The organism is Paenibacillus lupini (assembly GCF_011761355.1).
GTDB lineage: Bacteria > Bacillota > Bacilli > Paenibacillales > Paenibacillaceae > Pristimantibacillus > Pristimantibacillus lupini.
In genome coordinates this window covers 1,077,333-1,101,460 of record NZ_JAASRW010000001.1, presented here as the reverse complement: position 1 = coordinate 1,101,460, position 24,128 = coordinate 1,077,333, and the positions used below count along the sequence as shown (strand labels likewise).

26 protein-coding genes are annotated in these 24,128 nt (G+C 46.2%); 1 reads left to right on the top strand and 25 read right to left on the bottom strand.

The genetic code is table 11. The annotated features are described in order from the left end of the window. Positions 1-54: 54 nt before the first annotated feature. The 21 genes from FHS17_RS05475 to FHS17_RS05380 form a co-directional block, all read right to left on the bottom strand. Positions 55-402, bottom strand: coding sequence for a DUF1048 domain-containing protein (locus FHS17_RS05475; RefSeq protein WP_167275976.1), 348 nt, complete (start codon positions 400-402; stop codon positions 55-57). Next, positions 402-707: a PadR family transcriptional regulator gene (locus FHS17_RS05470; RefSeq protein WP_167276488.1), complete on the bottom strand. Its 306-nt coding sequence runs from the start codon at positions 705-707 to the stop codon at positions 402-404. Before FHS17_RS05470 ends, FHS17_RS05475 begins: the two co-directional genes overlap by 1 nt. Before the next feature lie 196 nt (positions 708-903). Next, complete coding sequence (locus tag FHS17_RS05465; RefSeq protein WP_167275971.1) at positions 904-1,344, bottom strand: cell wall hydrolase; 441 nt, start codon at positions 1,342-1,344, stop codon at positions 904-906. A gap of 119 nt (positions 1,345-1,463) precedes the next feature. Further along, complete coding sequence (locus tag FHS17_RS05460; RefSeq protein WP_167275967.1) at positions 1,464-4,934, bottom strand: cadherin-like beta sandwich domain-containing protein; 3,471 nt, start codon at positions 4,932-4,934, stop codon at positions 1,464-1,466. Positions 4,935-5,165: 231 nt separating this feature from the next. Next, entirely contained in the window at positions 5,166-6,149 is a 984-nt protein-coding gene (locus FHS17_RS05455; RefSeq protein ID WP_167275963.1) for a phage baseplate protein, read from the bottom strand. A gap of 436 nt (positions 6,150-6,585) precedes the next feature. Next, the gene (locus FHS17_RS05450; RefSeq protein WP_167275959.1) at positions 6,586-6,774 is read right to left on the bottom strand and encodes a hypothetical protein; all 189 of its coding nucleotides are present in this window, start codon (positions 6,772-6,774) and stop codon (positions 6,586-6,588) included. Between the two features lie 38 nt (positions 6,775-6,812). Next, the gene (locus tag FHS17_RS05445) at positions 6,813-7,973 is read right to left on the bottom strand and encodes an ABC transporter ATP-binding protein (RefSeq protein ID WP_208420214.1); all 1,161 of its coding nucleotides are present in this window, start codon (positions 7,971-7,973) and stop codon (positions 6,813-6,815) included. After that, a complete protein-coding gene (locus tag FHS17_RS05440) occupies positions 7,922-8,944 on the bottom strand; it encodes an ABC transporter ATP-binding protein (protein WP_208420213.1) in 1,023 nt (340 codons plus the stop codon). The genes FHS17_RS05445 and FHS17_RS05440 overlap by 52 nt, the downstream gene beginning before the upstream one ends. Before the next feature lie 6 nt (positions 8,945-8,950). Further along, positions 8,951-9,805 carry an ABC transporter permease gene (locus FHS17_RS05435; RefSeq protein ID WP_167275955.1) on the bottom strand — a complete coding sequence of 285 codons (855 nt, stop codon included), beginning with the start codon at positions 9,803-9,805 and terminating at the stop codon, positions 8,951-8,953. Between the two features lie 3 nt (positions 9,806-9,808). Further along, positions 9,809-10,810, bottom strand: a complete 1,002-nt coding sequence (locus FHS17_RS05430; protein ID WP_167275952.1) for an ABC transporter permease — start codon at positions 10,808-10,810, stop codon at positions 9,809-9,811. A gap of 39 nt (positions 10,811-10,849) precedes the next feature. Next, entirely contained in the window at positions 10,850-12,823 is a 1,974-nt protein-coding gene (locus tag FHS17_RS05425) for an ABC transporter substrate-binding protein (protein WP_167275947.1), read from the bottom strand. Between the two features lie 255 nt (positions 12,824-13,078). Then, positions 13,079-13,918, bottom strand: coding sequence for a helix-turn-helix domain-containing protein (locus FHS17_RS05420; protein ID WP_167275944.1), 840 nt, complete (start codon positions 13,916-13,918; stop codon positions 13,079-13,081). A gap of 118 nt (positions 13,919-14,036) precedes the next feature. Further along, complete coding sequence (locus FHS17_RS05415) at positions 14,037-15,278, bottom strand: serine hydrolase domain-containing protein (protein ID WP_167275940.1); 1,242 nt, start codon at positions 15,276-15,278, stop codon at positions 14,037-14,039. Positions 15,279-15,742: 464 nt separating this feature from the next. Next, entirely contained in the window at positions 15,743-16,600 is an 858-nt protein-coding gene (locus FHS17_RS05410) for a PP2C family serine/threonine-protein phosphatase (protein ID WP_341805769.1), read from the bottom strand. Between the two features lie 35 nt (positions 16,601-16,635). Next, positions 16,636-16,983: a VOC family protein gene (locus FHS17_RS05405; protein ID WP_167275937.1), complete on the bottom strand. Its 348-nt coding sequence runs from the start codon at positions 16,981-16,983 to the stop codon at positions 16,636-16,638. 156 nt (positions 16,984-17,139) lie between these two features. Further along, positions 17,140-18,117, bottom strand: a complete 978-nt coding sequence (locus tag FHS17_RS05400) for a ring-cleaving dioxygenase (RefSeq protein ID WP_167275934.1) — start codon at positions 18,115-18,117, stop codon at positions 17,140-17,142. Between the two features lie 144 nt (positions 18,118-18,261). Continuing rightward, entirely contained in the window at positions 18,262-18,711 is a 450-nt protein-coding gene (locus tag FHS17_RS05395) for a MarR family winged helix-turn-helix transcriptional regulator (RefSeq protein WP_167275931.1), read from the bottom strand. Between the two features lie 132 nt (positions 18,712-18,843). Continuing rightward, positions 18,844-19,614: a dioxygenase family protein gene (locus FHS17_RS05390; protein ID WP_167275928.1), complete on the bottom strand. Its 771-nt coding sequence runs from the start codon at positions 19,612-19,614 to the stop codon at positions 18,844-18,846. 6 nt (positions 19,615-19,620) lie between these two features. Next, on the bottom strand, positions 19,621-20,049 hold the full coding sequence (locus FHS17_RS05385; protein ID WP_341805768.1) for an alpha/beta hydrolase: 429 nt from the start codon (positions 20,047-20,049) through the stop codon (positions 19,621-19,623). A 26-nt stretch (positions 20,050-20,075) separates the two neighbouring features. After that, positions 20,076-20,270, bottom strand: coding sequence for a hypothetical protein (locus tag FHS17_RS31020; protein WP_341805767.1), 195 nt, complete (start codon positions 20,268-20,270; stop codon positions 20,076-20,078). Positions 20,271-20,290: 20 nt separating this feature from the next. Beyond that, positions 20,291-20,686 carry a DoxX family protein gene (locus FHS17_RS05380; RefSeq protein WP_167275926.1) on the bottom strand — a complete coding sequence of 132 codons (396 nt, stop codon included), beginning with the start codon at positions 20,684-20,686 and terminating at the stop codon, positions 20,291-20,293. Between the two features lie 145 nt (positions 20,687-20,831). Here FHS17_RS05380 and FHS17_RS05375 point away from each other — a divergent pair, with 145 nt between their 5' ends. After that, positions 20,832-21,383, top strand: coding sequence for a helix-turn-helix domain-containing protein (locus FHS17_RS05375; RefSeq protein ID WP_167275923.1), 552 nt, complete (start codon positions 20,832-20,834; stop codon positions 21,381-21,383). Between the two features lie 68 nt (positions 21,384-21,451). Here the strand turns inward: FHS17_RS05375 and FHS17_RS05370 are convergent, their stop codons facing one another. From FHS17_RS05370 to FHS17_RS05355, 4 genes are all read right to left on the bottom strand, one after another. Then, complete coding sequence (locus FHS17_RS05370; protein WP_167275920.1) at positions 21,452-22,213, bottom strand: SDR family NAD(P)-dependent oxidoreductase; 762 nt, start codon at positions 22,211-22,213, stop codon at positions 21,452-21,454. Positions 22,214-22,315: 102 nt separating this feature from the next. Next, the gene (locus FHS17_RS05365; RefSeq protein ID WP_167275917.1) at positions 22,316-22,840 is read right to left on the bottom strand and encodes a hypothetical protein; all 525 of its coding nucleotides are present in this window, start codon (positions 22,838-22,840) and stop codon (positions 22,316-22,318) included. A gap of 139 nt (positions 22,841-22,979) precedes the next feature. Next, positions 22,980-23,204, bottom strand: a complete 225-nt coding sequence (locus tag FHS17_RS05360; protein WP_167275914.1) for a hypothetical protein — start codon at positions 23,202-23,204, stop codon at positions 22,980-22,982. A gap of 122 nt (positions 23,205-23,326) precedes the next feature. Then, complete coding sequence (locus tag FHS17_RS05355) at positions 23,327-24,013, bottom strand: YetF domain-containing protein (RefSeq protein ID WP_167275911.1); 687 nt, start codon at positions 24,011-24,013, stop codon at positions 23,327-23,329. Positions 24,014-24,128 lie beyond the last annotated feature (115 nt).

The following is a 24,128-nucleotide window of genomic DNA, read 5'->3' as shown; positions in this document are numbered from 1 at the left end:
CATCCTCCTAAAAAGAATTTATTTACTTAATAAGCCGGACACCGTAAGCAAAAACTATTTACCTAATTTTTTAGCGATATTATTGTTTAGTTGCTCACGCCACTTGTCGCGATAAGACTTTGCCCCTTCTTCGCCGGCCAGCGCTGAACAGAAGCCTTTGATATCGTCACCCAAAACCTCCTGGACACTCTGACCGTCTGCTGCCGTTTCTTCGAGCAGGCCTAGCACACCGTCAAGAATTGGCATGAGGTTACGACCGGTGAAATCCGAGTGATGCCAAAGATTAGCATTAATTTTCCCCCATGCCGCCTGATAATCAGCAGGTAGCTTTTTGACTCGTGATTCAAAGCTTTTAAATTCTTTAGTCATGTCGCTGCCGGTGATTTTCTCCCAAAAGTTCATTATTTTCTCTCCTTTAACTCGTTAATTTTTGATGATACGAACTCGAATTTTTCCCAGAACCTTTGCAGCTCCTCGCGCCCAGCGTTGTTGATCGCGAAAAACTTTCGTGGTGGTCCGATGTCGGAGGGCTTCTTCGTGATCTCCACCAACTTGTTTTTTTCTAGCCGGATCAGTATCGTGTACACCGTTCCCTCCACCACATCTGTGAAGCCGAGGGCGTTCAGCTGCCGCGTGATTTCATAGCCGTAGGTTTCTTTGCGGCTTATAATTTCAAGGACACAGCCCTCAAGCACGCCTTTGAGCATTTCCGTTAGGTTTTCCAGAGCAATCACTCCTTGCTATTCTGTACGACTGGTATGCAGTATTACTTACTACTGCTATAAAGTAACACGTAGTAGATGCATTGTCAAGAGTAATTGCTCTTGCATCATAAATAAAAAATGCCGCTAAAATCGCGGCATTTACTATGTTCTTGTCTAGTTTAGAGATCCTAATGTTCGTTTACGTATTATAAATATTTTCACATTCTTTAACGGTCGGTTGATAAAAACAGTGCTTCTTCCAGCGTCCTACGAACGGTTGATTATACCAAGTTGGCGGACATGGTCCGGGATTATCAAACGAACCTGGACGGAAATACCATAACGAGTACTCGCCTGGCCAATTCCGCTCGCCATTCACAGCCCGTTGCGCAAGACGGCGTTCCCTATCTCTTGCGCTTTGATAGTACATACTATGCTGCAACGCTTCGAACGCATGCGGTTGTTCGACCATTTGAGGAATGGTCCGGATATTTTTAAAATCGGAGCAATTCCCTCTTATTCGGTTAATGCCTACATTTCCAACAAGGAGCATGCCCATTTCACCTTCGGTCTCAGCTTCAGCTCTGAGCAACCTTGCCAACATATCAATATCCCTACTCCTGGATTTTACGACTGCCATTGGCTCACCTCTTTAGATTTCTAGACTCATCATATTGTAGGCGAAGCGGATGTGTTACTTAACGGTGTGTACATCTCCAAAAGAGGAAGCCGAGTCTATTGGAAAGACTCGGCTTCACCTTAATACGAATCAATCATGTCAAGCACCTGCAGCGTTCTAACGAGTACGGTTGCCGCTTGCGCACGTGTCGTAATTCCTTGAGGGCTAAAGACGGTGTTACTTGTGCCATTCATCAGACCCAATCTGACGACGAGATTGATGTCCGAAAGATATTTAATATTTATTCTGTCAATATCCTTGAAGTTATCCAGACTTATGGCTCTCTGTATTATCCACTCCGGTTTTTCCAGGGCAATAACAGCAGCCAGCATGCTTGCCATTTCCTCACGGGTAATCGGTTGATTCGGCCTGAAGCTGCTGCTGCTCACAAAATCAAGCAATCCAAGCACTTTAGCTTTTGCAATAACATCGAAATACCAGGAGCTGGTGTTCACATCATTGTATGGCTTCGTACCACTTGTTGTTGTTCCTCTTCCAAGTGCCCGTACGAGCATGGCAGTAAATTCCGCTCTTGTGACAGATTGTTCAGGAGCGTATCTGTATCCGCCAACCCCTTCGACAAGTCCCTTCGCAGCTGCAAGCTCGATATACGGCCGCCCCCAATGTCGGTAGACATCGGAGAATACGACATCATTCTGTGCCACGACATAGACACCGTTCGTATTGGAGCGGATCGTCACATACCAAATGCCGTTAATCTGCATCTTGGTCGCAGCGACGAACTCGAAATTGTTCTCGGATCCGTTATAACGGAATGCCCCCCAATACTCCGGCATACTCTTCATGCTTGCTGGCATTGGAATAATTCGTGTCAACGATTGACTGAATTCATCAGCTGTTCCTATCGTTTTCCCTGTCTTCGTCTCCACAACCTCAACGTTAAAGTCAACAATTGAACCTAATACCCAGCCTTCCGGCAAGTTGCTGGCGAAAGCCTGTTTAATGCTTCGGTCTGCCGACTTGTCAGACAGCATAATCCTAAAGCTGATTTCACTGCTATTAACATTATTACGGTTAAGCATACTGTTTAGATCCGGAATAAGCGAGGCTAGCTTTACAGGTATATTATAGGTGCCATAAGGTGCCTTAATCTCGAAATAAAAGGCGCTATTCCTGCTGGCGATCTCGGACAGGATGCTTGCCGGGATAATGACGTAAGCTTTGCCGTCCCTTGAATTGGTCTCAATAGTATAAAACTTATTGCCGGTATTAATAACGGATGGATCAAGTGTCGTACCGTTGTTGTTAATGACAGGCTTAACAACTGGTGGATTTGGAGCTGATGCTCTACTTACCGTAACGGTATACGTTTTTGCAGTTCCATTCTCGGCAGTTACAACGATAGATATTGTATTACTGCCTACATTGAGTTGCAAGCTGCCTGATTCTTTACCACTTGTCACCGCAGTGCCGTTCACCTTCACGGTTGCTTTGGAATCTGCAACGACTGGTGTTACTTTTATATTGCTGTAGCTGTAAGAAACACTAGAGCTGTATTTTACGGTGCCGGATGCAAAGGACGGACTCAGACTCCCTATTGATAAGCGTAGGCCGCTAAGGTCGGCGTTGCTCGACTGAGTTGACCGAGTAACTGTAATCGTATAGGACTTGGTACTGCCATTCTCCGCAATAACAACGATCGGAATCTCGTTGCTTCCAACTTTCAGATTGATAGCGCCGGATGCCGTTCCGCTTACTGCTGATTTTCCATTCACCGTCACCTTTGCCGCTCCATCTGCAACTGTAGGAGTAACCGTTATCCTGTCGACGTATTTATCTACACTCGCTGTGTAGCTTGTTGTCCCAGCTGCAAATGCTGGACTAAGTGAGCCGTTCGATAGACGCAGAGCGCTCAAATTAGCATTACTGGATAGTGGTGCCGCTCGTGTAACGATGATCGTGTACGATTTGGTGCTGCCGCTCTCCGCGATCACAACAACAGGAATAGTGTTATTTCCTATCTCCAAATTGATAGCGCCGGATGCAGAACCACTTGCTACGGATTTTCCATCCACCGTTACCTTTGCAGCTGCATCCACAACAGTAGGCGTAACCGTTATGCTGTTGACACTATTACCCACAATTGCGGTATAGCGCGTAGTTCCCCCTGCAAAAACCGGACTAAGCGTACCGCTCGACAGGCTAAGGTGACTCAGATCGGTATTAAAACCATCATCACGAGTTACCGTTACCGTATACGTTTGGGTAGAGCTGTCTTTGGCAGTGACAACAATGGTGATCGGATTGCTGCCCGGCTTCAAATTTATTGGCGCTGAATCCGTTCCATTCGCAACCGCTGTATCATTTACTTTCACGACAGATGTGCTGTCTGCCAGTGTTGGTTTTACGGTTATGCTGTTCACACTATACGCGACATGAGCCGTATAGGTTGTAGTTCCAGCAGTAAAGACTGGACTAAGCGTACCCGCTGACAGACTTAATCCGTTCAACTCCGCTTGAACACCTTGTACCCGTCTGACTCTCAAACTTCCATCAAGGATATAGAGATTACCCGAATGATCCCTAATGACATCAAGCGGATTACTTAATCGGGCAGAACCAGCAGGTCCTCCATCACCTGAGAAACCAGGCGTTCCAGTGCCGGCCACTGTACTGATTGTTCCGGAAGCATCTACTTTGCGTATGGCATGGCTCTCTGTATCGGCGATATACAGATTGCCGTCACTTCCTACCGAGATGTTCTTAGGATGTGATACATTTGCTGATGTCGCTGATCCTCCATCACCGGAGTATCCCGACTTTCCGGTACCAGCCACTGTATGGATCGTTCCAGAGCTGTCAACTTTGCGGATTCTAGAATTACCTGTATCTGCGATAAATACGTTACCGTTGCTATCTACGGCGACTCCGGTTGGACCTCTTAATTGTGCCGCAGTGGCCGGACCACCATCTCCAGAATATCCCCTGTTCCCTTTCCCTGCTATGACCGTCTTCGTTTCTGACTTATCAACCTTATACACCTTGTTAGCTGCGGAATCGGCAATGAATAAATTGCCCGCGTCATCCACCGCAACATCGACCGGACGAATCAAATCTTTTACTACTGTACTGATCTGGCCGTCCGTATTTACCTTGCGTATGGTTGACGTATACGCATCTGCGATATACAGATTCCCGTTCTTGTCAACTGCCAGCCCGCTTGGGCGTGCTAATGCCGCTGATGTCGCAGGCCCTGTATAAGTCGTATTTACTCTTCCTCTCTCTCCACTGCCTGCGAAAGTCGTGATTTTTCCACTGGAATCAATCTTCCGTACCCTATAATTATAAGTATCTGCGATGTATACATTGCCATGATCATCTGCTGCTATTCCATTAGGATTGTAAAAACTTGCCGCCGTTGCAGCTCCTCCATCACCAGAGAAACCGGATTTCCCAGTGCCGGCAATCGTTGAGATTTCCCTTGGATGCGCAGCCGCATAAGCAGCATCCGATCCATACAGTGGAATCAAACCGATTGCCAGTAAAACAGCCAAAAATGTAGCCACCCATCGTTTGGTACTCGTTGCCAAACAATACCACCTCCTGAAATTTGTGAAGACAAATCATAGAAAGGTCAGGTACTAACTAAACACTTGAAGTGTTCACTCTAGACGAATCAGCATCCTCACAAGTTGCACCTCCTTCTTGAATATATAGAAAATATTGTTAGCGCTTTTTCGACAAAATGCAAATAGCCATCCCCCCAATAAAGATGATGGGGAAATGGCTTATATTCTTTGTTCGGCCGATTTAGCGCTTATTTAAAATACGCTGTCCGCAACATAATAAATCTTCTGCGAGTCTTTCTTATTTACTGTATCTGTAACGATATTAAAATACACGTTACCGTCCTTCGTTTGGACTCCTTCGATTTCATGGGTGCCTACATTCGTTATTTTCACGAGGGTTTTGTATGCGCCTGTGTTCGACATCAACGCAATCTGCGGTGTTTCGCCTTCCGCGCCGCCAGAGGTGTAGATTTCCGAACTGCCTAGCATATCGAAGCCCTGGAAAGAACCGTTTGGTCTGACGATAGCGCTGCCCGACTGAGTAATGCTTGTAACGTTTGCGTTTACCGCTGCTGCGCTGTCCATTCTCACCTGTTCGTTGGCGTCGAGAAGTTTGTTTAAGGCAACCGTGTCATAGATGGACCAGGTTACGCTTCCTTCAACGGTTTGTACCCGGAAAATCGTGTAATCGCTGTTGCCCCCGCCATCGACGCGGTAGGTTTCGCCAAGACTCGTACCGGTCTCATCCGCGTAGTTCATATAGGTGAACCGATGAAGATCCGTATAATCATAAGTCGCGCCAGCCGAGTATTGAAGTCTCGCTACCTGTAACGACCAGTTATTTGTTGTAGAAGGATCTGCTTTCGAACTGAAATAAAAGTAATTGATGCCATTATACGTGTACATATCCAGTGTTTGTCCATGACCTGCATTGGTAATGGTCATTTCGTCAACGTATGTAGCGTTTGTTCCGTTCATGAGCAATCTGGACAGATAGACCGTTCCTCCTGACCGCTGAGTGACGTAAAGATACGTGGATGCGATATAGGCTTTCTGAACGGCCAGATTGTGATTGAGTCCCTTGAGATTGTAGGCGAGCGTTGCCGATGCGTTTACTGTTTTACCCGGAGTTGCCGCGAAAACGGGCAAGACGTTCATGCCGAAAATAAGAACTGCAAGACTGACGGAAGTGATTAGTTTCAATTTCCTTTTCATAAGTCTCGTAACACTAAGCATTCGAATACCTCCATTGCTATATTTTACAAGTATTTGAGCACTACCTGATTATCAAATAATCGGTTATCGATTTGAATAGTCTGCAAGAATCATAAAATGTTAATGTTATTTAAACGTTTGCGCTCACGATAAAACATGTTAGACACACAAAGCTTAGCAACTATTAAAATGGTGCGGTATGCACCACTGGCACACTGCTCCATTTTTCTATTTGAAAAATGTTTAAGTTTTATTTAAGGTTTTACCCACTGCAATCAGGCAACTCCCTTCTGCTTCATATCTGGTACGCCGGAGGGCTTGTGACTGCTCTTGTGTGCTCATGGATTGTTGTGAAGTTAGTTCTTCTCACACAGCTATCATCAGGCAGGAATCTATATAGCCTAACTAAATCAAAAAGTGCCGTTTTGACAAGTTGTCAAACGGCACTTTTTATCGCTTACAGCACATCATCACTATTTCTGCGGCGCTTGGATTCCCGCATTTTGCGCCATACGGTTACAAGAATAATACATCCTGAGAGTATGCTATTCATCCAGATCGATAATATAGTCACCACATATTGACCACTGCCTGGCTGGACAGCTGTCAGGGATAAGAAGGAAAGCAGCAGCAGGACTATCGACATCGAGAGAACAATCTTGGATAGTGCTCTGAAATCACCCATCACACGTGTTTGATGGCGCTAATGTCAGCCATCTTACGCTGCCAGAGTTCATGCGCCTCCTCCGCATAATGACAGGCGGTTAGCTCTGAGCCTACTAAACGGAGCTGGGGTTCTTCCGAGGTACACCGGGCTGAGGCCATTGGGCAGCGCGGGTGAAAACGGCAGCCGGACGGCGGTTTGGCCGCGTTCGGCATCTCCAGGCTGCGCAGCGGCAGCTCCGTCATCGCCCTGGCGATTTCGGGATCGGGAGTCGGAACAGCTGACAGCAGTGCCTGCAGGTAAGGATGTTTCGGCTGACTGAGGACGTCATTGACTCCGCCTAGCTCCATCACGCGTCCAAGGTACATGACAGCCATACGTCCTCTGCCAGCGATATAGCGGGCAGTAGCCAGATCATGCGTAATATAGATGATGGCGATGTCTAGCTTGCGATTCAACTCCGCCATCAGGTTAAGGATCGAGATTCGCAGCGACACGTCGATCATGGAGACAGGCTCATCAGCCACGATGATCTTCGGATTTAACGAGATGGCACGTGCCATCAGAATCCGCTGACGCTGTCCGCCTGACAGCTGATGCGGATATTTATCAAGGAAGCGTTCAGGTGGTGTCAGGCCAACAGTCTGCAGCAGCTCGATAACCCGAGCCTTGGCTGCTTTGCGGCCACGGACGATTTTGCGCTGCAGAATGGGAGCGGACAGCGACTGGTAAATGGTCCTCATCGGGTTAAGCGCGGCGTAGGAATCCTGCTGCACCATCTGAACCTCGCCGCGGAACTGGTTTGCTTTGTCACGGCTAAGTTTCGGCACCTCTTCCCCTTTGTACAGCAACTTTCCTGATGTTGGCTTTTGCAGACCCGTGATGATGTTGCCGAGCGTCGTTTTGCCGCATCCGCTCTCGCCAACCAAAGCAATAATCTCGCCGGGGTGGATATCCAGGTTGACATCGACCACTGCGCCAACTTTCTGGGCGGAGCCAAACATGCTCTGGCCCCGTTCGAAATACATGCTTACGTGATCAAGCCGCATGAGCACCTCAGAACTCGTCGTTCTGGCGGCTCCTCGCGTCCGTTGTCTGAGCTCCGCTTCATAATCTAAATTTCTAGCATTCATGATGTTCGCACCTCCGCTACAGACTCGGGATTCGGGTATAAATGGCAAGCGACTTCATGCCCAGCAGGTGTATACACCTTGATTGGATTATGCTTCCTGCACTTATCATGCGCATAATCACATCGAGGATGAAAAGGACATCCCGGCGGCATGTCGAGCAGATCCGGAGGGGATCCGGGAATTCCCTTCCGTTCCGAAACATCTTCATACAAGCTAGGAACGGCTTTCATGAGCTTCGCGGTATAGGGATGCTTCGGCCGCTTGAACATATCGAAGACATCGCCGGCTTCAACGACATTGCCGGCGTACATAACGCCAACCCGGTCGGCCGTTTTGGCTACGACGCCGATATCGTGGGTCAAGAGCAGCATAGTGATATTCATTTCTTTGTGGATTTTTTTCAAAATATCGAAAATATAAGCCTGTGTAATGACATCCAGCGCAGTCGTTGGCTCATCAAGAATAACGAGCTTGGGATCAAGCAGCAGGCTGAAGGCGATCATGACCCGCTGTTTCATACCGCCCGATAGCTCATGAGGGAACGAATTCAGCACTCTGTCTGGATCAAGCCGGACATAATCGAGCAGATTCCTCGCTCTTTCTGTCATTTGTTTCTCTGTATACGGTTTGGATCGGGCATGGGCAAGGAACGTCTCCATGATCTGTTCCTTGATGCGCACGACGGGATTAAGCGCATTTTGCGCCGCCTGAAACACCATCGATACCTGCTCCCATTTATACGCCTGCAGCTCTTTTTTTCCGAGGCTCATCACATCACGGCCATCAAACGTTATCGATCCTCCCGACACAAGTCCGGGAACCGTAATCGCGCGCATGATGGCGGATGCCATCGTAGATTTTCCGCTGCCGCTTTCCCCGACCAGCGCGGTAATCTTCCCCTTGGGGATGACAAAATCTGCTTCATTGACGGCCCGCAGCAGACCTGAGCGGACCGGGAATTCGATCGTAAGCCCTTTCACCTCTACCAATGGTTCAATAATGTTCCCCTCCTTCATCATCAGCCTTTACGATCTCAGTCTCGGATTAAGCGCCTCTTCCAGCCCGTTGCTGAAAAAGATGCACGCCATTTGGAACAGACCCAGGCACATAATCGGAGAAATTAGATAAATATAGCCTTTTGGGTTAAAGATGCCGCCTGTGTTCTGAACAGCAAGCTGGATCATCATCCCCCAGTTTGTTGGGGAATATGGGGCGAGACCAAGCATCATCAAACCAACGCTGGCAACGATAGCTCCTTGGGCCGCCATTATAAAATTAATCGCCAGGTATGGCGTCAGGTTCGGAAGAATTTCCCGAAACAGAATATAAGGCGTTTTGAGACCCATGATTCTGCAGGCTATAATAAACTCGCGATTTTTCAGAGACAGCAGCTGCGAACGGATTGCTCTGGCGAGCGGCGCCCAGGACCAAGCCGCCAGTATAAAGGAGAACATAACCGGATTTTTGATCTGCACGAGCGCAGCCACGATCATCAGCACAGGAAAGCTTGGGACCGTCAGGAACAGATTGGTGATAAACATCAGCACCGTGTCGGTCTTCCCTCCAGCAAAGCCCGACAGCGCTCCGATTACGAAACCAAGTACTAGTGTAAACAAAGCGGCGATTAATCCAATCGACAGCACGTCCCGCGAACCGTATACCAGCTGCAGGAATGTATCCCTGCCGCCGTAGTCAGTCCCCAGCCAGTGGGCAAAGGACGGACTCATGTATCGACCTTCGAAGTTGACCGTCATGTCCAGCGCCTTCATCATCGGTCCGAAGATGGCCATAAAGATAAATAATGCCAATATGATCAAACCTGAGAACGCTTTCTTATTGCGGTACATCGTCTGCCAGAATTCGATAAAGCCTTGACTCATCCGTCACCCCTCCTCCAGCTTAACGCGCGGATCCAGCTTGGCGTAGATAAGGTCCGAGGCCAGATTGGCCAGAATGACCGCTAAGCTGGTCACGAGCAGCAAGCCTTGCATCAAAGTATAATCTCGCTGCTGTGTTGCCTGCCCGATGTAATATCCCATACCGGGATAACTGAACACATTTTCGATCAGCGGGGATCCGCCAAGCATAAACCCGAAGCTGACGGCCAGTGTCGTAATAAGCGGCAGCATGGCGTTGCGCTTGACATAACGGTTCATAAGCGTCCGTTCGGAGACTCCTCGGATGCTGGCGGCGATAATGTAATCCTCGCCCAACACGTTGACCGCACTTCCCTTCATCGTCAGCGCCCATGTGCCGATCGTCGTAATGACATAGGTTAGTATCGGCAGCGCGCCGTGATAGAGCACGTTAAGTAAGAATGGAAAGTTGAAGCCAGGGTCCACGATCGGGTCATACGCCCCGTTAACCGGAAACCAGCCGAACTGGAAAGAAAAGATGACAAGCAACAGGATGCCAACGATGAAGTTGGGTACGGAAGACGTCAGAATCGCATAGATCGAAATGATTGGATCTAGAATGGTCTTACGCTTGAACGCCATCATGGCACCTAGATTAATACCGATCAGGAAGCTGATGATGAGTGACACGCTGAGCACGAACAGCGTCCATGGCAGTGCATTAGCGATAATTTCGTTCACCGAAACGTTCTGATAAATCATGGACATGCCCAGATTGCCATGCATCAGTCCTCCCAAGTACCTTCCCAGCTGAGCGAAGAGCGGCTCTTTCGGATTATAGTTGATCATAGCAGTGATCTGTCGGTAAGCTTCGTCGAGGCTCATCCCTCGCTGAGTGGCATAATCCCTTGCCCACGTATCAATCGCGCTGCCCGGCGTCATCCGCAGCAGGAAAAACGTAAGCAGCATCGCGAGGAAGACCGTAATTAGGGATACGGCAATTCTTTTCAAAACCCCTTTCAGGCTCATTCCGGTCACCTCCAAGTGTTTATCCAGCTCGTACAGCCGTTATCGCGGCCAATATTCTTCCGGCATATAAGACGAGTTAAATCCGTGATTCAAGTGGGTAATGGCAAGCTGTTCAACCGGATCAGTCGCAAGCGGCATATCCCGGTTATATTGAACGATCTGTTCCATCATTGGGAAATCCCCTGACATCATCTTGGTGTTTATCCAAGCGCCTGTAGCATTTTGGAAGAAGTTTACACCCCAGCAGTTTTCGTTGGCGATCCAGGCTAGGTTATCAATAATTTGGCGGCGTTCCTGTTCATCCTGAACATAAGGGAACCGTTTCATTTCCTTATCGATATCGTATATTTTGCCATCAATGCCCGGAAGCTTCAGATCAAGCTTGCCCGTATCAATTTCGTTCCCTTTCTCGTCCTTCTTCTTGATGTTAGAGAAGCCGACCTTCGTTTTTGTACCTTGCCAGAACAGTACACGCATTGAGCTCCACGGATTCTGGAAGCCCCATGAGATGTCTACCCAGTCCATGGACATATCGTATTGTCCTTTATCAGCGTTCGCGAAATAGATGGTACTGTCGACTGCTTTCAGCTTGGTTGGAATGCCGAACTTGGAGAACTGCTCGGCGGCGATCTGCGCTGAGTTCACTCCAGGCGCCCAGTTGTTCGGCGCACCAATGATGAAGGATGGCACCTTGCCGTCCGGATCACGCCACTGACCATCGGAACCTTTCTTCCATCCGATTTCCTTCAGCAGCTCGGCCGCCTTATCCAGGTTTGTCGTGTAATCGGTCATCTGATCAAGCACGGAAGCGTCGATTTCTTTGTCGAGTGAAGAAGGCATGACGCCTGTCATCGAAATTTTCGGATATTCCTTTCCGTAATAGTTGCCGATTTCCCGCAGCTTTGTCTTATCCAACACATAGGTCATCGCTTGCCGGAATTTCACGTTGTCAAACGGTTTGTTGCGGATGTTGTACATTAGTCCCACACTCGCCGGGTCATACATTCGGTAGTGCAGCAGATTCTTGTTCTGCTTCAGCAGTGATTCCAGAATGTCCTTAGGTGGCGTACCGTCATACCAGTCCAGCTTGCCAGCTTTTACGAGCGCGTATTGGGCCGACAGCTCCGGCACGTTTTTGATCCAGATCTTATCGAAATGGACCGCATCCGGCCGCCAATAATCCTCGAATTTATCAATCAGCATATCGGTAGTAGTCACTTTTTCGAACTTATACGGACCGGTGCCGACCGGAATCGCCGGGCCTGAACGGGTGAACTCATTCCAGTTCAGAGCAATTTTTTTACTAAGCTCCTCTGTAATATCAAGGTTGAAGGGTCCGTCCTTGGATTTATCTGTAAGCGGTTTCGCTTCTTGCAGCAAAGCGTCAGCCTTATCCACGTATTTCTTGTAGATGTGATAAGGAATTTGGCCTTGAAGGTCTTGGGCGAGAAGCAGTTTTCTCAATTCTGGATACGGCGCAGGGTTCATCCAGTGAAAAACGATGGTATAATCGTCCGGAGTATCGATTGAGGTCAAATACTTCGTCACCTCAGCCCCGTTGTTTAGCCGGTAATACCCCCACACATCCTTGCTCGTAAAAGCTTCTCCGTCATGCCATTTCACGTTTCGCTGTAGATGTACGGTTGTCGTAAGGTCAGTATCCTCGGAGGATTCCGCTAGACGGTTGTACACGTTGTTCATTGATCGAAGAAAGAAGAAAAGTCCCTCGTACATGTAGCGGGTATTGGTATCTCCGATTCCTCCGGAACCAAACGGATTACCTTGATACAGCGGAGGTTTAGGCCATCCGCCTAAAACGTGGAAAATTTTGTCCTTATTGTACTTGATCTGCGCATCTGGTATCAGCTGCTGCATATCCTGCACATCTCCGGCGCTCAGCCGGTCCACCAGGCCGGGAGTTGAGGTGCCGCAGCCTGAGACGAGCATAACGGCTCCTAGCACAGTGCTTATACAAAGACCTGATATTCTTCTGCGTCTACTCAAGAGGTTCATGCAGTTCCTCCCGTCTAGGGTATCTTCTCCGAACAATGAATCGCTTCCGGAGTATTCCCTATTATAGCGAACGATTCCAGAACCAAGTTCATAAAAACGCTTACAAACTCTTCTGAAAGCGGATGGAATCGTCTCCTATTCGACGGTTGAAAACAGTTATAATCATTTTCCCCCTTATGTCAGAGGGCGGTTAGGCAGCCTTAATAAACAAAAAAGGCCCTATTAACTAGGACCTTTCATGCCTATTTGTGTGCATCAGCGTTCTCCACTTCGCCTCCACTCCATCGGCGTCATGCCGACATGTTTGACGAACAAATCATGAAAACGGCTGGACGAGCTGAAGCCAACTTCGGAAGCAATAAACTCAACGGGTTTACGAGAGGTGAGCAGCAGCCGCTTGGCCTCATCAATTCTCAAAGTAATAATGTACTGTTTAGGCAACACGCCGACATGTTTAATAAACTTTTTGCGGAAAATACTTTCAGACAAGTAATGGCTCGCTGCCAAATCCGATACTTTCAGAGACATATGGTAGTTTTGGTGGATTTCTTTCAGCGCGTCCTCAATCAATTGCTCCTCTGGATGTTCCGAGGAGACTTTTCCTGCCTTGTCACAGGCTCCAGTATGGTAAGTCAGCAGAAGCGTTTCCAGCGCATTGCGAAGCAAATCATAGGAATATTCAGTCTGCTCTTTCCGCTTGCACGTTTCCTCAATCTGATGCATGGCGGCTAAGGCTCGCTCGACTGCTCCAGGAGTCAAAGACGCTTTCAGAATCGGACCTTGCCGCTGCGTGAAAGCATGCGACATCAAATACTGGCAGTAAGCGGGAATGTTCTGATCGTAGATGTGCAGTGAATAACCTTCCCACGCGTTGATGCAAACGTAGCTGTGCTTCAGATTCGCTGGAATCAACAGAAGATCTCCAGGAAGCGCTTCAACGTTCTGTTCCCCGGCGGCATAATAGCCTTCTCCTTTAATTAGGAGGGTGAGCTCTGCGGATTGATGGGAATGGCATTGAAATAGTCCTTCCTTGTTCTCCGTGTCTCTCGGATTTGTATGAAAGTTCGCGATGCAGTCCATAAATCCGATATCCATCAGGGCTTCCTTTCCTTTTCAATATGATTGGTTTATATTGGTAATTATTAGGATATCACAACTACTACAGTTTGTAAGTCAGTCGGAGGTATGGGGACGAATGGCCCCCGCGAGTCTATCAGTCTTCGATTGCCTGATAGACCGTGGTCCAGAAGTCGTGAATAAGCCGTGGTGAATCCGGCGTGGACATCCCGACTTGAGTAAGCAGGATTCCGGTGAGATGTTTGTCCGGATCGGCGTAAGTTGAAGTTCCGCTTCCCCCATCCCAACCGAACTGGCCGATGGACGCGTAGTCACCGCGGTAGGTGCGTACCGCCATCCCCATGCCCCAGCCGCCGTGCTGACCTTGGCCGAATGAGATATGGACATTGTTAGTGGCCATAGTGTGCCGGGCGGCTTGTTGCTCTGGCGTGAGACGGTTGGTGGTCATCAGCTCGACAGCGGGACGGGACAAGATTCGTTCGCCTCCATGCATCCCTTGATTGAGCAGCATCCGGTAATAGGCATGGTAATCATCGACGGTAGAAACCAGACCGCCACCTCCACCTTGGAATGCCGGAGGCTGGCTGTAACGTCCTCCTTCAGCTTCGTCCCACACGAGGAACTCTCCGTTCTCCGGGTTTGGAGCATAGAGGGGCGGAAGCCGATCGATCTTGTTGGCGGGCACATGGAAACCGGTATCTTTCATGCCCAGAGGTTCGAAAATGCGTTCTCGCAGGAACGTCTCAAACGATTGGCCCGTGACTCTGGAAACGAGTACGCCGAGTAGATCGTTACTGATGTGGTACTGCCAGCGCTCTCCGGGCTGATGCATAAGCGGAAGCGTGCCAAGTCGGCGCATCCACTCATCCGGCTCTGGCATTGGTACCGGCAGATCGGGCGTAAGCCCTTGTTCGAAGATCTTGCCCATGATTGGAGTGCCCAGTGATGTCATATCCATGCCAAGCCCAAATGTAGAGGTCAACACATCCCTTACAGTGATTGGGCGCCGCGCAGGCACGGTGTCGTCCAGCGGGCCGTCGATCTTCTTCAGAACCTGCCGGTCGGCGAGTTCCGGCAGCCAGGTCTGTACCAGGTCATCCAGCCGCAGCCTGCACTCGTCGAGCAGGATCATCGCGGCCGCGATCGATACCGGCTTGGAAGTTGAGGCCATCCGGAAAATCGTATCCCGATCCATTGGCGAACTGCCATCGTGGCTCATCGTACCGATTGCTTCGACGTGCGTTTCACCGTACCGGCTGACCAAGGCAACGAGCCCTGGAATCTTCCCGGATTCGACATGTCTTGCCAGCACGTCACGCATTTTGCGCAGCCCTGTTTCGGAGAAACCGCTGTTGATTTGTTCTATTCTCTTTTCCATGTAAATTCCCTCACTTTACTTATTTATTAGTCTTATATGTTACCAATTCTCCTTTGCTATTCGTGGTTGTAAGTTGAATGTCTAATTGTGTAATCATCTCCTTTCATCGTCACTTCATCCAAATCCATTCTATAAAATGCTAGCAGTATTTACTAAATACAGCAATGTGAGTAAAGGCTTATTCGTTTGGCAGGCTATGTCGATTTCACTCATGACAAACTAAAAAGGAGGAAGCTCTAATAAGCTCCTCCCTTTTCTGAACAAAACATTAGTCCTTTTTTTGAGTCAACTCAATGATCTTTATTAGAAGCGTGAGCAAGGCGACAATCTCCAGGAAGCTCATGCTATCTCCTCCGATCCTGATAAGATGACTCTTCATCCGGACCTTCCTCTCCCATGAGGAGTATTCTGTTCTATATAAGGTTATTCAGGTTTATGAGGAAATAGAATACAAGCTCATCCAATTAGAAATGAATCACAATTGCGGTTTTATCATCCGATTTCTTAAAGCGGACATGATCCATACATTCGGGATCACTTTCTTCAAGTTCTATTAACTCTTGCGTATAAAGTGTTAAACCCTTACTCAATATGGTATGCGCAACAAAGCTCCAATACGAGGTTTGTTCAGGTACGATTGTTGTAGGCAAGAACATCCCATCCGTCAATAAAATAATATGCTTTAAGCAAGTCAGATTAATTTTCCCGTATTCGAAAAAGCGAACGGCAGCCTTTTCCCCATTTAATACGCCGTAACCTCCATCCATATTCGATTGATATCGATTCTTTTTAATCCTATCAATAACGGTTTCATGAAGATCTTTCTGGTTATTTAAACCTTTATCTATTCCGTCCTGCCATTTAGCGAATACTGGAGCTTCTAAGTGAGACACTTGCTTCCAAGTTAATGGGCGAACCTCCTTATTATCGTACACCGCTAGAATCATGCAATCCCCAGTCTGTATAAACTCCACACCATCATCCAGAATACGAATGATTGCCACAGCTGTTCCCCAAAGTTCTTCTTTTTTATCGAGGTCAATATTTGCGAGTCTCATTTGTTCCCTTAGCAGATCATTCGCCTCAGCCAAATGATCCTTTAAACTTCCGGGCTCAGTAAGGGATTCGAAATAGTTTTTGGTAAGATTAGCAGCAATAAAGCCACCGGTTTCCTTTTTGGCATTAACATAGGGTACTAAGGATGAGACTCCGTCCAATGCGCCATACATATTAGCAAGGGGATGAGAAATAATAGCATCTTCATGTCGTATCCCTACGCCTTTCCTGGTGATCTCCTCAAAAGTTACAATCAAATCTCCCACTCCATTCTGTATGACAACTTCTTACCTCTTTTTTCTTATTTCTCCCAGAGCTCAACTAGTCGACCGTCAGGATCTTCAATCCAAACAAACTTACCAAATTCACTAATCTCCATTTTCTTTGCAAGAGGTACACCAATATGTTCAAGATGCTGAATAATCTCGTCTAGATTATGTACTTGAAAATTTAACATCACTTGTTGATCTGTTGGGAAATAACTGTCCTCCTCGGTAAAGAAAGAAAAGATCGTTTCATTTCCTGATTGAGGTTTTATGACTGTCCCATTCCAATTATTGATTTCAAGCTTCAATACTTCACTGTACCACTTTTTTGTTGCCTCAAGATTGTTGGTTCTCCAAAAAATGCCTCCGAAACCTTTTATCATGGTATCTAACTCCTATCTTTCATCACATTTTTAGTTTCCGATTACTTTAGATATTCGAGATTTAGATATAAGTTCCTTTTTCAACTATACTCCTTATAGTAGAGAAAACGGCAGGCGTTCATAATGAACGGCTGCCGTACTCTTAATAACTGAATCTTATTCCTTCACCAAATCCCGTGTACTTCTTACTGTATCAATCGGGCGAACTAACTGTTCAATTTGCTCACGCTGCGGTTCTAAGAATGGAGGCAGTGATAATTTTTCGCCAAGTGTTTCGTAAGATTCATCACCCATAAACCCTGGGCCATCTGTCGCAAACTCGAACAAAATTTGAGGAGCTACTCTTGCGTACAATGATTCGAAAAAGTGGCGATCAACATAGCCCGAGGATGGAATTCTGAAGGTTTCTAGACGCGTAATCCATTCCTCCAGCACACTGCGATCTGCTACGCGGAATGCGGTGTGGTGAACAGTGCCGAAGCCTTGTTTGGCCGGGGGAAGCACAACATTATGCTCCACCACGACTTGAGCTCCATTACCGCCTTCGCCCATTTCGAACAAATGAAAAGATCCTTCTTTGGCTATTTCTCTAAATAACATAACTTTCTCCAACATTTCTTTTAAGTGATCAAATTGAGCGATTCGAACAAAGACAGGGCCGAGGCCAGTAATTGCAAATTCTAATGGAATAGGTCCCTTCTGCCACGGTGTTCCGGATGCGATACCTACATTGTTTTCATCGGAAATCAACTGATAGTTCTGATCATCAAAGTCGACGAACGATAATGCTTTTTTACCAAACTGCTCTTGAATTCCAGTATGCTTAACGGCTAGACGATCAAAGCGCTTTTCCCAATAGTCCAGTGCTGCATCATTTGGTACTCGGAATGAAGTTTTATAGATCTCATTATTGCCATGGACACCTTTTGGTATGTTCGGAAAATCGAAAAAGGTCATATCCGTACCGGCGCTGCCTTTATCATCTGCGAAGAACAAATGATAAGTTTGAATGTCATCTTGGTTGACTGTTTTCTTAACTAAGCGCATTCCTAAAACATAAGTGAAAAATTCATAATTTTTCTCTGCACTGCTTGTAATCGCCGTTACATGGTGGATTCCTTTTAATTCATTCATTGATAATTCCTCCAATTCAATTTTAGCTTTCTCATACACAATCGAAACTATTAATTTATATATCTTTAAATTAATAATCTATAATTTAAGATTATTGACCTGTAATAAGAGCTTATTGACTCATTGAGAGCCAACTGCTCAAGATTACTTTAAGCTTTGTGCTCCAAGGCCAATTTTCTTTAACAATTCAATGAGCACAACTTTTTCTTCGTTGCTGATAAATGATAAATTATGAGAGATCGTGGATACGTGTTTAGGGAAGATTTCATTAAATTGCTCTTCGCCTTTTTGAGTTAGTATCACTTGAAAAGCTCTTCGATCATTAGAGTTCTGTTGTTTCTCCACCAAGCCGAGTCTTTCCAACTTATTCACCACGTAGGTAATACTTCCACTAGGTATGGAGAGGGTTTCGCTGATTTTTTGAACAGGATGTGGACCTTTACTGTACAGAAATTCAAGAATCATAAAGTACTCAAGATTTAAGTTATAGCTTTCGATATCCTTCAGAATATTTTTAGATAATGCTGTATTAGCCTTCATCCAGATACGGAATAATCGTAAGTCCAATTGGCTTTGATCCTCTTTATCCCCCATTTAATCAACTCCTTGCGATCTTTCTTCATATCCTCGATTAAGGATATTATTACCCTAACACTAGGATAATGGGATGTCAACTTTATTAGCTATAAAAAAAGCCGCAATATATGCGGCTCATGATTTTTGATTTTAATTAAATTGCCAGCAGCTCAAGCCTAGATTACCGTATTGGTAGCTTCGATGAAGAAGTTTCGCATTACGGTTGGCGTCACCCGTTCCCATGGCAAGAAGAAGCGGTATAAAGTGTTCACTCGTTGGTACAGCCTCTTGAGCATAAGGAGCAAGATCACGGTAATTAAATAGAGCTTCCGTATCCCAAGATTCCAGCTTAGTTTGAATCCAGTTGTCGAATTGCTCCGCCCACTCGTCTATTCCCTCAGACCGCCAGTTTAAATTTCTTAAATTATGAACGGTTCCTCCGCTTCCGATAATAAGCACATCCTGCTCACGAAGCTCCGCCAAGGCTTTGCCGATTTGATACTGCTGCTCATTAGGTAGATAACGATTTACGGAGAGCGCCACGACCGGAATATCTGCATCAGGATAAAGCAATTTCAGGACGGCCCATGCCCCATGGTCCAAACCTCTTTCTTCATTTCGAACGTTCTCAATACCATGCTTAGTAAATAATTTTTGAATCTGCTCCACTAGGGATTGGTCACTTTGGGCAGGATAAGTCATCTGATAAAGCTCGTCTTGGAACCCGCCAAAATCATAAATCGTTTCATACGTGCTTGCAGCGCTAACCGTCTGTATCGATTCCTCCCAATGAGCGGAAAATAGAACAATCGCCTTTGGTCTTGGTGTATGGTCTTTAAATTGCTTCAAGATCTTTGTATATTCGTTATCCTCAAGTACGATTGATGGTGCTCCGTGTGCGAAAAAATAGGATGGCATCATACGTTCTCACTCCTTAATTAGGTATGAATCCGAATCAGTCTTAATCCACTGTAAAAAATCACTTTGGTTCTCTTCCGAAACGCCGTGATCCGTTGGATATAACTTGAAAGTTAATCGACCCGTTTGGTCGTTTAAGTAAGCTGCTGTCTCGTGCCCGATACGAACCGGGAACACGGAGTCATATTCTCCATGTGAGACAAATACGGAAACGTCCTTCATACTTCGAAGTGTATATTCCGTTTTCACAAACTCAGGAATATATCCGTTTAACGCTACTATGCCCTTTAACTGTTCTCCCATCGTAAGCGCAAGCGTGATGGATAGGATTGCCCCTTTGCTAAAGCCGAGCATATATCGTTTGTTAGAATCGATCGGGTACGTCTCCGTCGCATAGTGAATAAATGTTTCGAGATCTTTAACCGCCTGGTCGAACATTTCCCGAATTGGATTTCCTAGGCTTTTCAAATCGTAATACTGATAACCAGCACCAAGCGGCAAATTCTGATTCCAATAATGATGAACTCTTCAGCTAACGGTGCGACTAAACCGAACATATTACGTTCATTTGATCCTTTGCCGTGCAAAGTGAAAATGGTCGGATATTTCTTGCCTGGCTCCAGGTTAGCCGGCATGTGAATTTCATACGAATAACTCATTTGAACACCTCCGTCTGTCATTATGCATTTCGTTTATTCATAAATAGACGGTCGATCGAGAGCGGCGTTTCGGCAACCACTAAATGCAGCAAAACTAAGATAAATCCAAGATCCAACTCATAACCGGCCATCTGACCGTTACCAAGAAGTCCAACTGATAATTTTGCCGTAATAATAGCACCGAGGAGTATCACAACAAGCAAACCCGATACATAACGAGTAAACAATCCTACAATCAACAAGATGCCACCAACGAGTTCAACTGGTGCTACGACATAAGCCAAAAACCCCGGGATACCTATTGAGCTAAACCACGCATCTACATTACTAAGTCCCATTTGAAACTTATCTACACCATGAAATACAAATATGATGCCTAGCACCACTCGCATAATAATGGAAACCACTTTAATCATTTTGATTCTCTCCTCCAAAATATTAGTAATAAGAATATAATTTCTGTATGTGTAATTTAACTCGAGTTACATTGACTTGTCAATAAGAAAATTGATAATATGAAATTAACATTTGTATTACAAATATTTTAGAGGTGTGATCAGGATGGATATTGGCTCTACGATCCGAGCGATTCGGAAGCGAAAGAATATTACAATCGCTCAAATATGCGATACAACCGGCCTGTCCCAAGGATTTATGAGTCAGGTTGAAACGAATAAAACCTCCCCCTCGATTGCAACACTGGAAAATATCGCGCAAGCCTTGAAGGTACCACTCGCCTATTTGCTTTTAAAGAAAGAAGAGCGAATGCAGATTGTTCGGAAAGACGAAAGAACCATTACAACAAGCGGTTCAGAGCATCTTAGGGTGGAGCATTTAAGCTCTACGAAGAATGTACGGATGAATATCGTAACTTTCCCTCCGGGTGCTTCGACTGGGGCTTCCCCCCATGCGCATGAAGGCGAGGAAGTCCATGTCGTTATTAAAGGGAGAATTTACGCGGAGCAAGGAGAAGACGGAGCTGAATTCGGAGAAGGAGATTCCTTTAGTTGGAATGCTTGTACGCCACATTTAGTACGAAATATTGGCGAAGAAACGGCTATCGTGCTGATATCTATCTATACAGAGAATGAGAACAGCCAGGACCTTATTTAAACTAAACATGCTCAAAACAAAACAGCCGATCGAATCGATCGGCTGTTTTGTTTATTTATGTAGCTAAATTAAATCGTTGGCATAACGTTCCCACCGTTGACTGGGATATAAGCTCCAGTAATGAAGCTGGCCAAGTCCGAAGCTAGGAATGCGACTGCATTCGCGATCTCCTGATCGGTGCCGCGTCTCTTGAGTGGAACGTTCTTGATATAATCTTTGCTTTCATCCATGCCATTCGTGCGCTCGCGTTCGCTGATCGTCCATCCTGGGGCTATCTGGTTGACGGTAATTTGATGTTCGCCGACTTCCTTCGCCAGCACGCGATATACGCCGTCCATACCTCTTTTGCCTGCTACGTAAGCCGATTGATTCGGGAAGTTCTGCATCGAGCACTCCGTGTTGATACCGATGAAGCGTCCGCCGTTCTTCTCAATCATAGCCGGAATGAAGGCTTTAGCCAGGTAAATGCTTTGCATGACGCAGGACTCGAATTGGCTCGCATAGTCTTCTGCCGGCTGCTCCAGTACAGAAGTCCACTTGTACTGCACAACCGCATTCGCGACAACGATATCCACATGACCCAGGCTTGCTTCGACGGTTTGCTTCAGCGCTTCAATGGAGTCCTGCTTCGTCACGTCAGCTTTGACGGCAATGGCGCGTCTCCCAAACGCCTCAATCTCGCTCTTCAATTCAGCTGCTTTGGCTTCGTTACTATGGTAATGCAAAGCGATATCTGCTCCGCTTTCGGCGAGCGAACGAGCGATGACACGGCCGAGTTCTCCCGTCGCTCCCGTCACCAAGGCTGTTTTTCCAGAAAGATCAATCTTCATATATCAGTGCTCCTTGTCCAATTAGGATGTAATCTGACAATCAATCTCTTATAACGAATCAAATATATCAAGTTCTCCGCCTGGAAGGCAACACATAATCATTTAAAGCTTTTTCATTGATTCTGCTATTTTAATCATGTTGTTTTTTGATAAGTATACTGTATCTAGTTCAATACATGTGCCGGAATCGATCCATGTTAATTTACCGCCTCTACCAGTCCTATTTATGTAAGCTTCATACCATCCATTTTCACCATTTATGGAAACTAATTCACTGTTAGGTCGAGGCTTGTATGAATAATAATATTTTTCTCGTCGTATTGTTAGATTGCCTGAAGACCCATCTACTTCATGTATTTCTTTAGTTACAAAAGTATTGTTTTTTTGCTCGTGAACTCCAAATACATAATCATCCTTAGCGTCGAAATAATTGACTAATATATACTCTACATTTTCTTTATGATCTGGTTCTGGAAATTTCACTTCATAATGTAACGCAGTTTCGTAACGAGTTGGAATATAAATATTAAACGCTGTTAGATCCTTTAGTTTCTTGATATCCGAATGATTATCTACAACGGCAGCAATGAGAGTAGCCGCAGCAACAGCAAATATTTTAAACAACATTCGTCTGTACCTCCTTTTTAATTGAGGTATTATAACCTCAACATTTTTTAATCATGTAATACAAGTAAAATTAAAAAGGCTCTAACTCTCCATAACGGAGAATTAGAACCTTTATGTTTGTTCCCTATTCAATGACTCATTAAAAGACACGTCCAAATTTCTCTCGCATTTCATCCTGTAATTGTGCAAGTGCTGCCGAGTGTTTTACCAGGTTTTCTGTATGTTTTAGCCGCAAGCCCTCCACATATTCACATGGCTGCATTTTATCAATTAGAGTCAGCATCGCCCGTTCAGAGTCACATCGGCGCATTATTCGCTCAATATGACGCTCTAGCACGACTTCGGCAATCGATTTTATCTCCATCGATTTCCACCTCCACCACATTATATGCGGAGGTATGCAATGGGACAATATACAGGTAATTTAAATATACGATTTACTGTATATTAGCCTGTGTGTTGTCATCAATACTGGTTTAAATCGCCCTAACCTGTTGCCTCATTCAGTTGAATATGCAAGCCATCTTCCTCCGACCATTCGGCAAAATAGACGTCCTTGATGCACTCAACACCTTGCTCCCCGAGCTGTGACAGCAGCCATTCCTCGCTGCGGCCGATTTCACGAAGCTCCTCACGCTGCAGCGTGCCCTGTTCGATGAGAATGCGCGGAAGCCCGGCTGCCGGCTCCTGTACCCGCAGTTCGGCTCTGGTTGGAGGTTCTTGGCTGGGATTTTTCATCACACTAAGACTGCCGTTTGGCTCTAGTACCGCAAACGCGACTTCGCGCACGGTGAAGATACCTTGTTCTCTCAGCAGCATGCTGACCTGATGCATATCCAGCCGATTTCGCTTCATCGCCTTAACGTCGATCTCACCGCTGTGGATAATGATATCCGGTCTGCCGCTAAGCGGCACCGACAGCCGTGGCATCAGCTGAACAGCCTTTTCCAAGGCAAGCGACAACGCCGTCCAAAATACAAGAGCGTAAACGAGCTTCACAAAATGTATCTCACGATCGTAAATCGTATTGCCGACGAGTTCACTTAACATAAGCGATGAGACGAAGTCGAACGGCGTTAGTTGGGAGATTTCTTTCTTCCCGAGCAGCTTTGTCATGAACCATAGACCGAAGAAACCCGTGACGAGCTTCAACGAAATTAATGCGTAATCCATCGATACTCACACTCGCATTCCTCGTCAATTTTATTGAAATATACCCTGCTTGTAACATGGTGAAACGGGTAATCAATTCGTTGACGAAACTCGGAAACTATCGGTGTGCTACTTT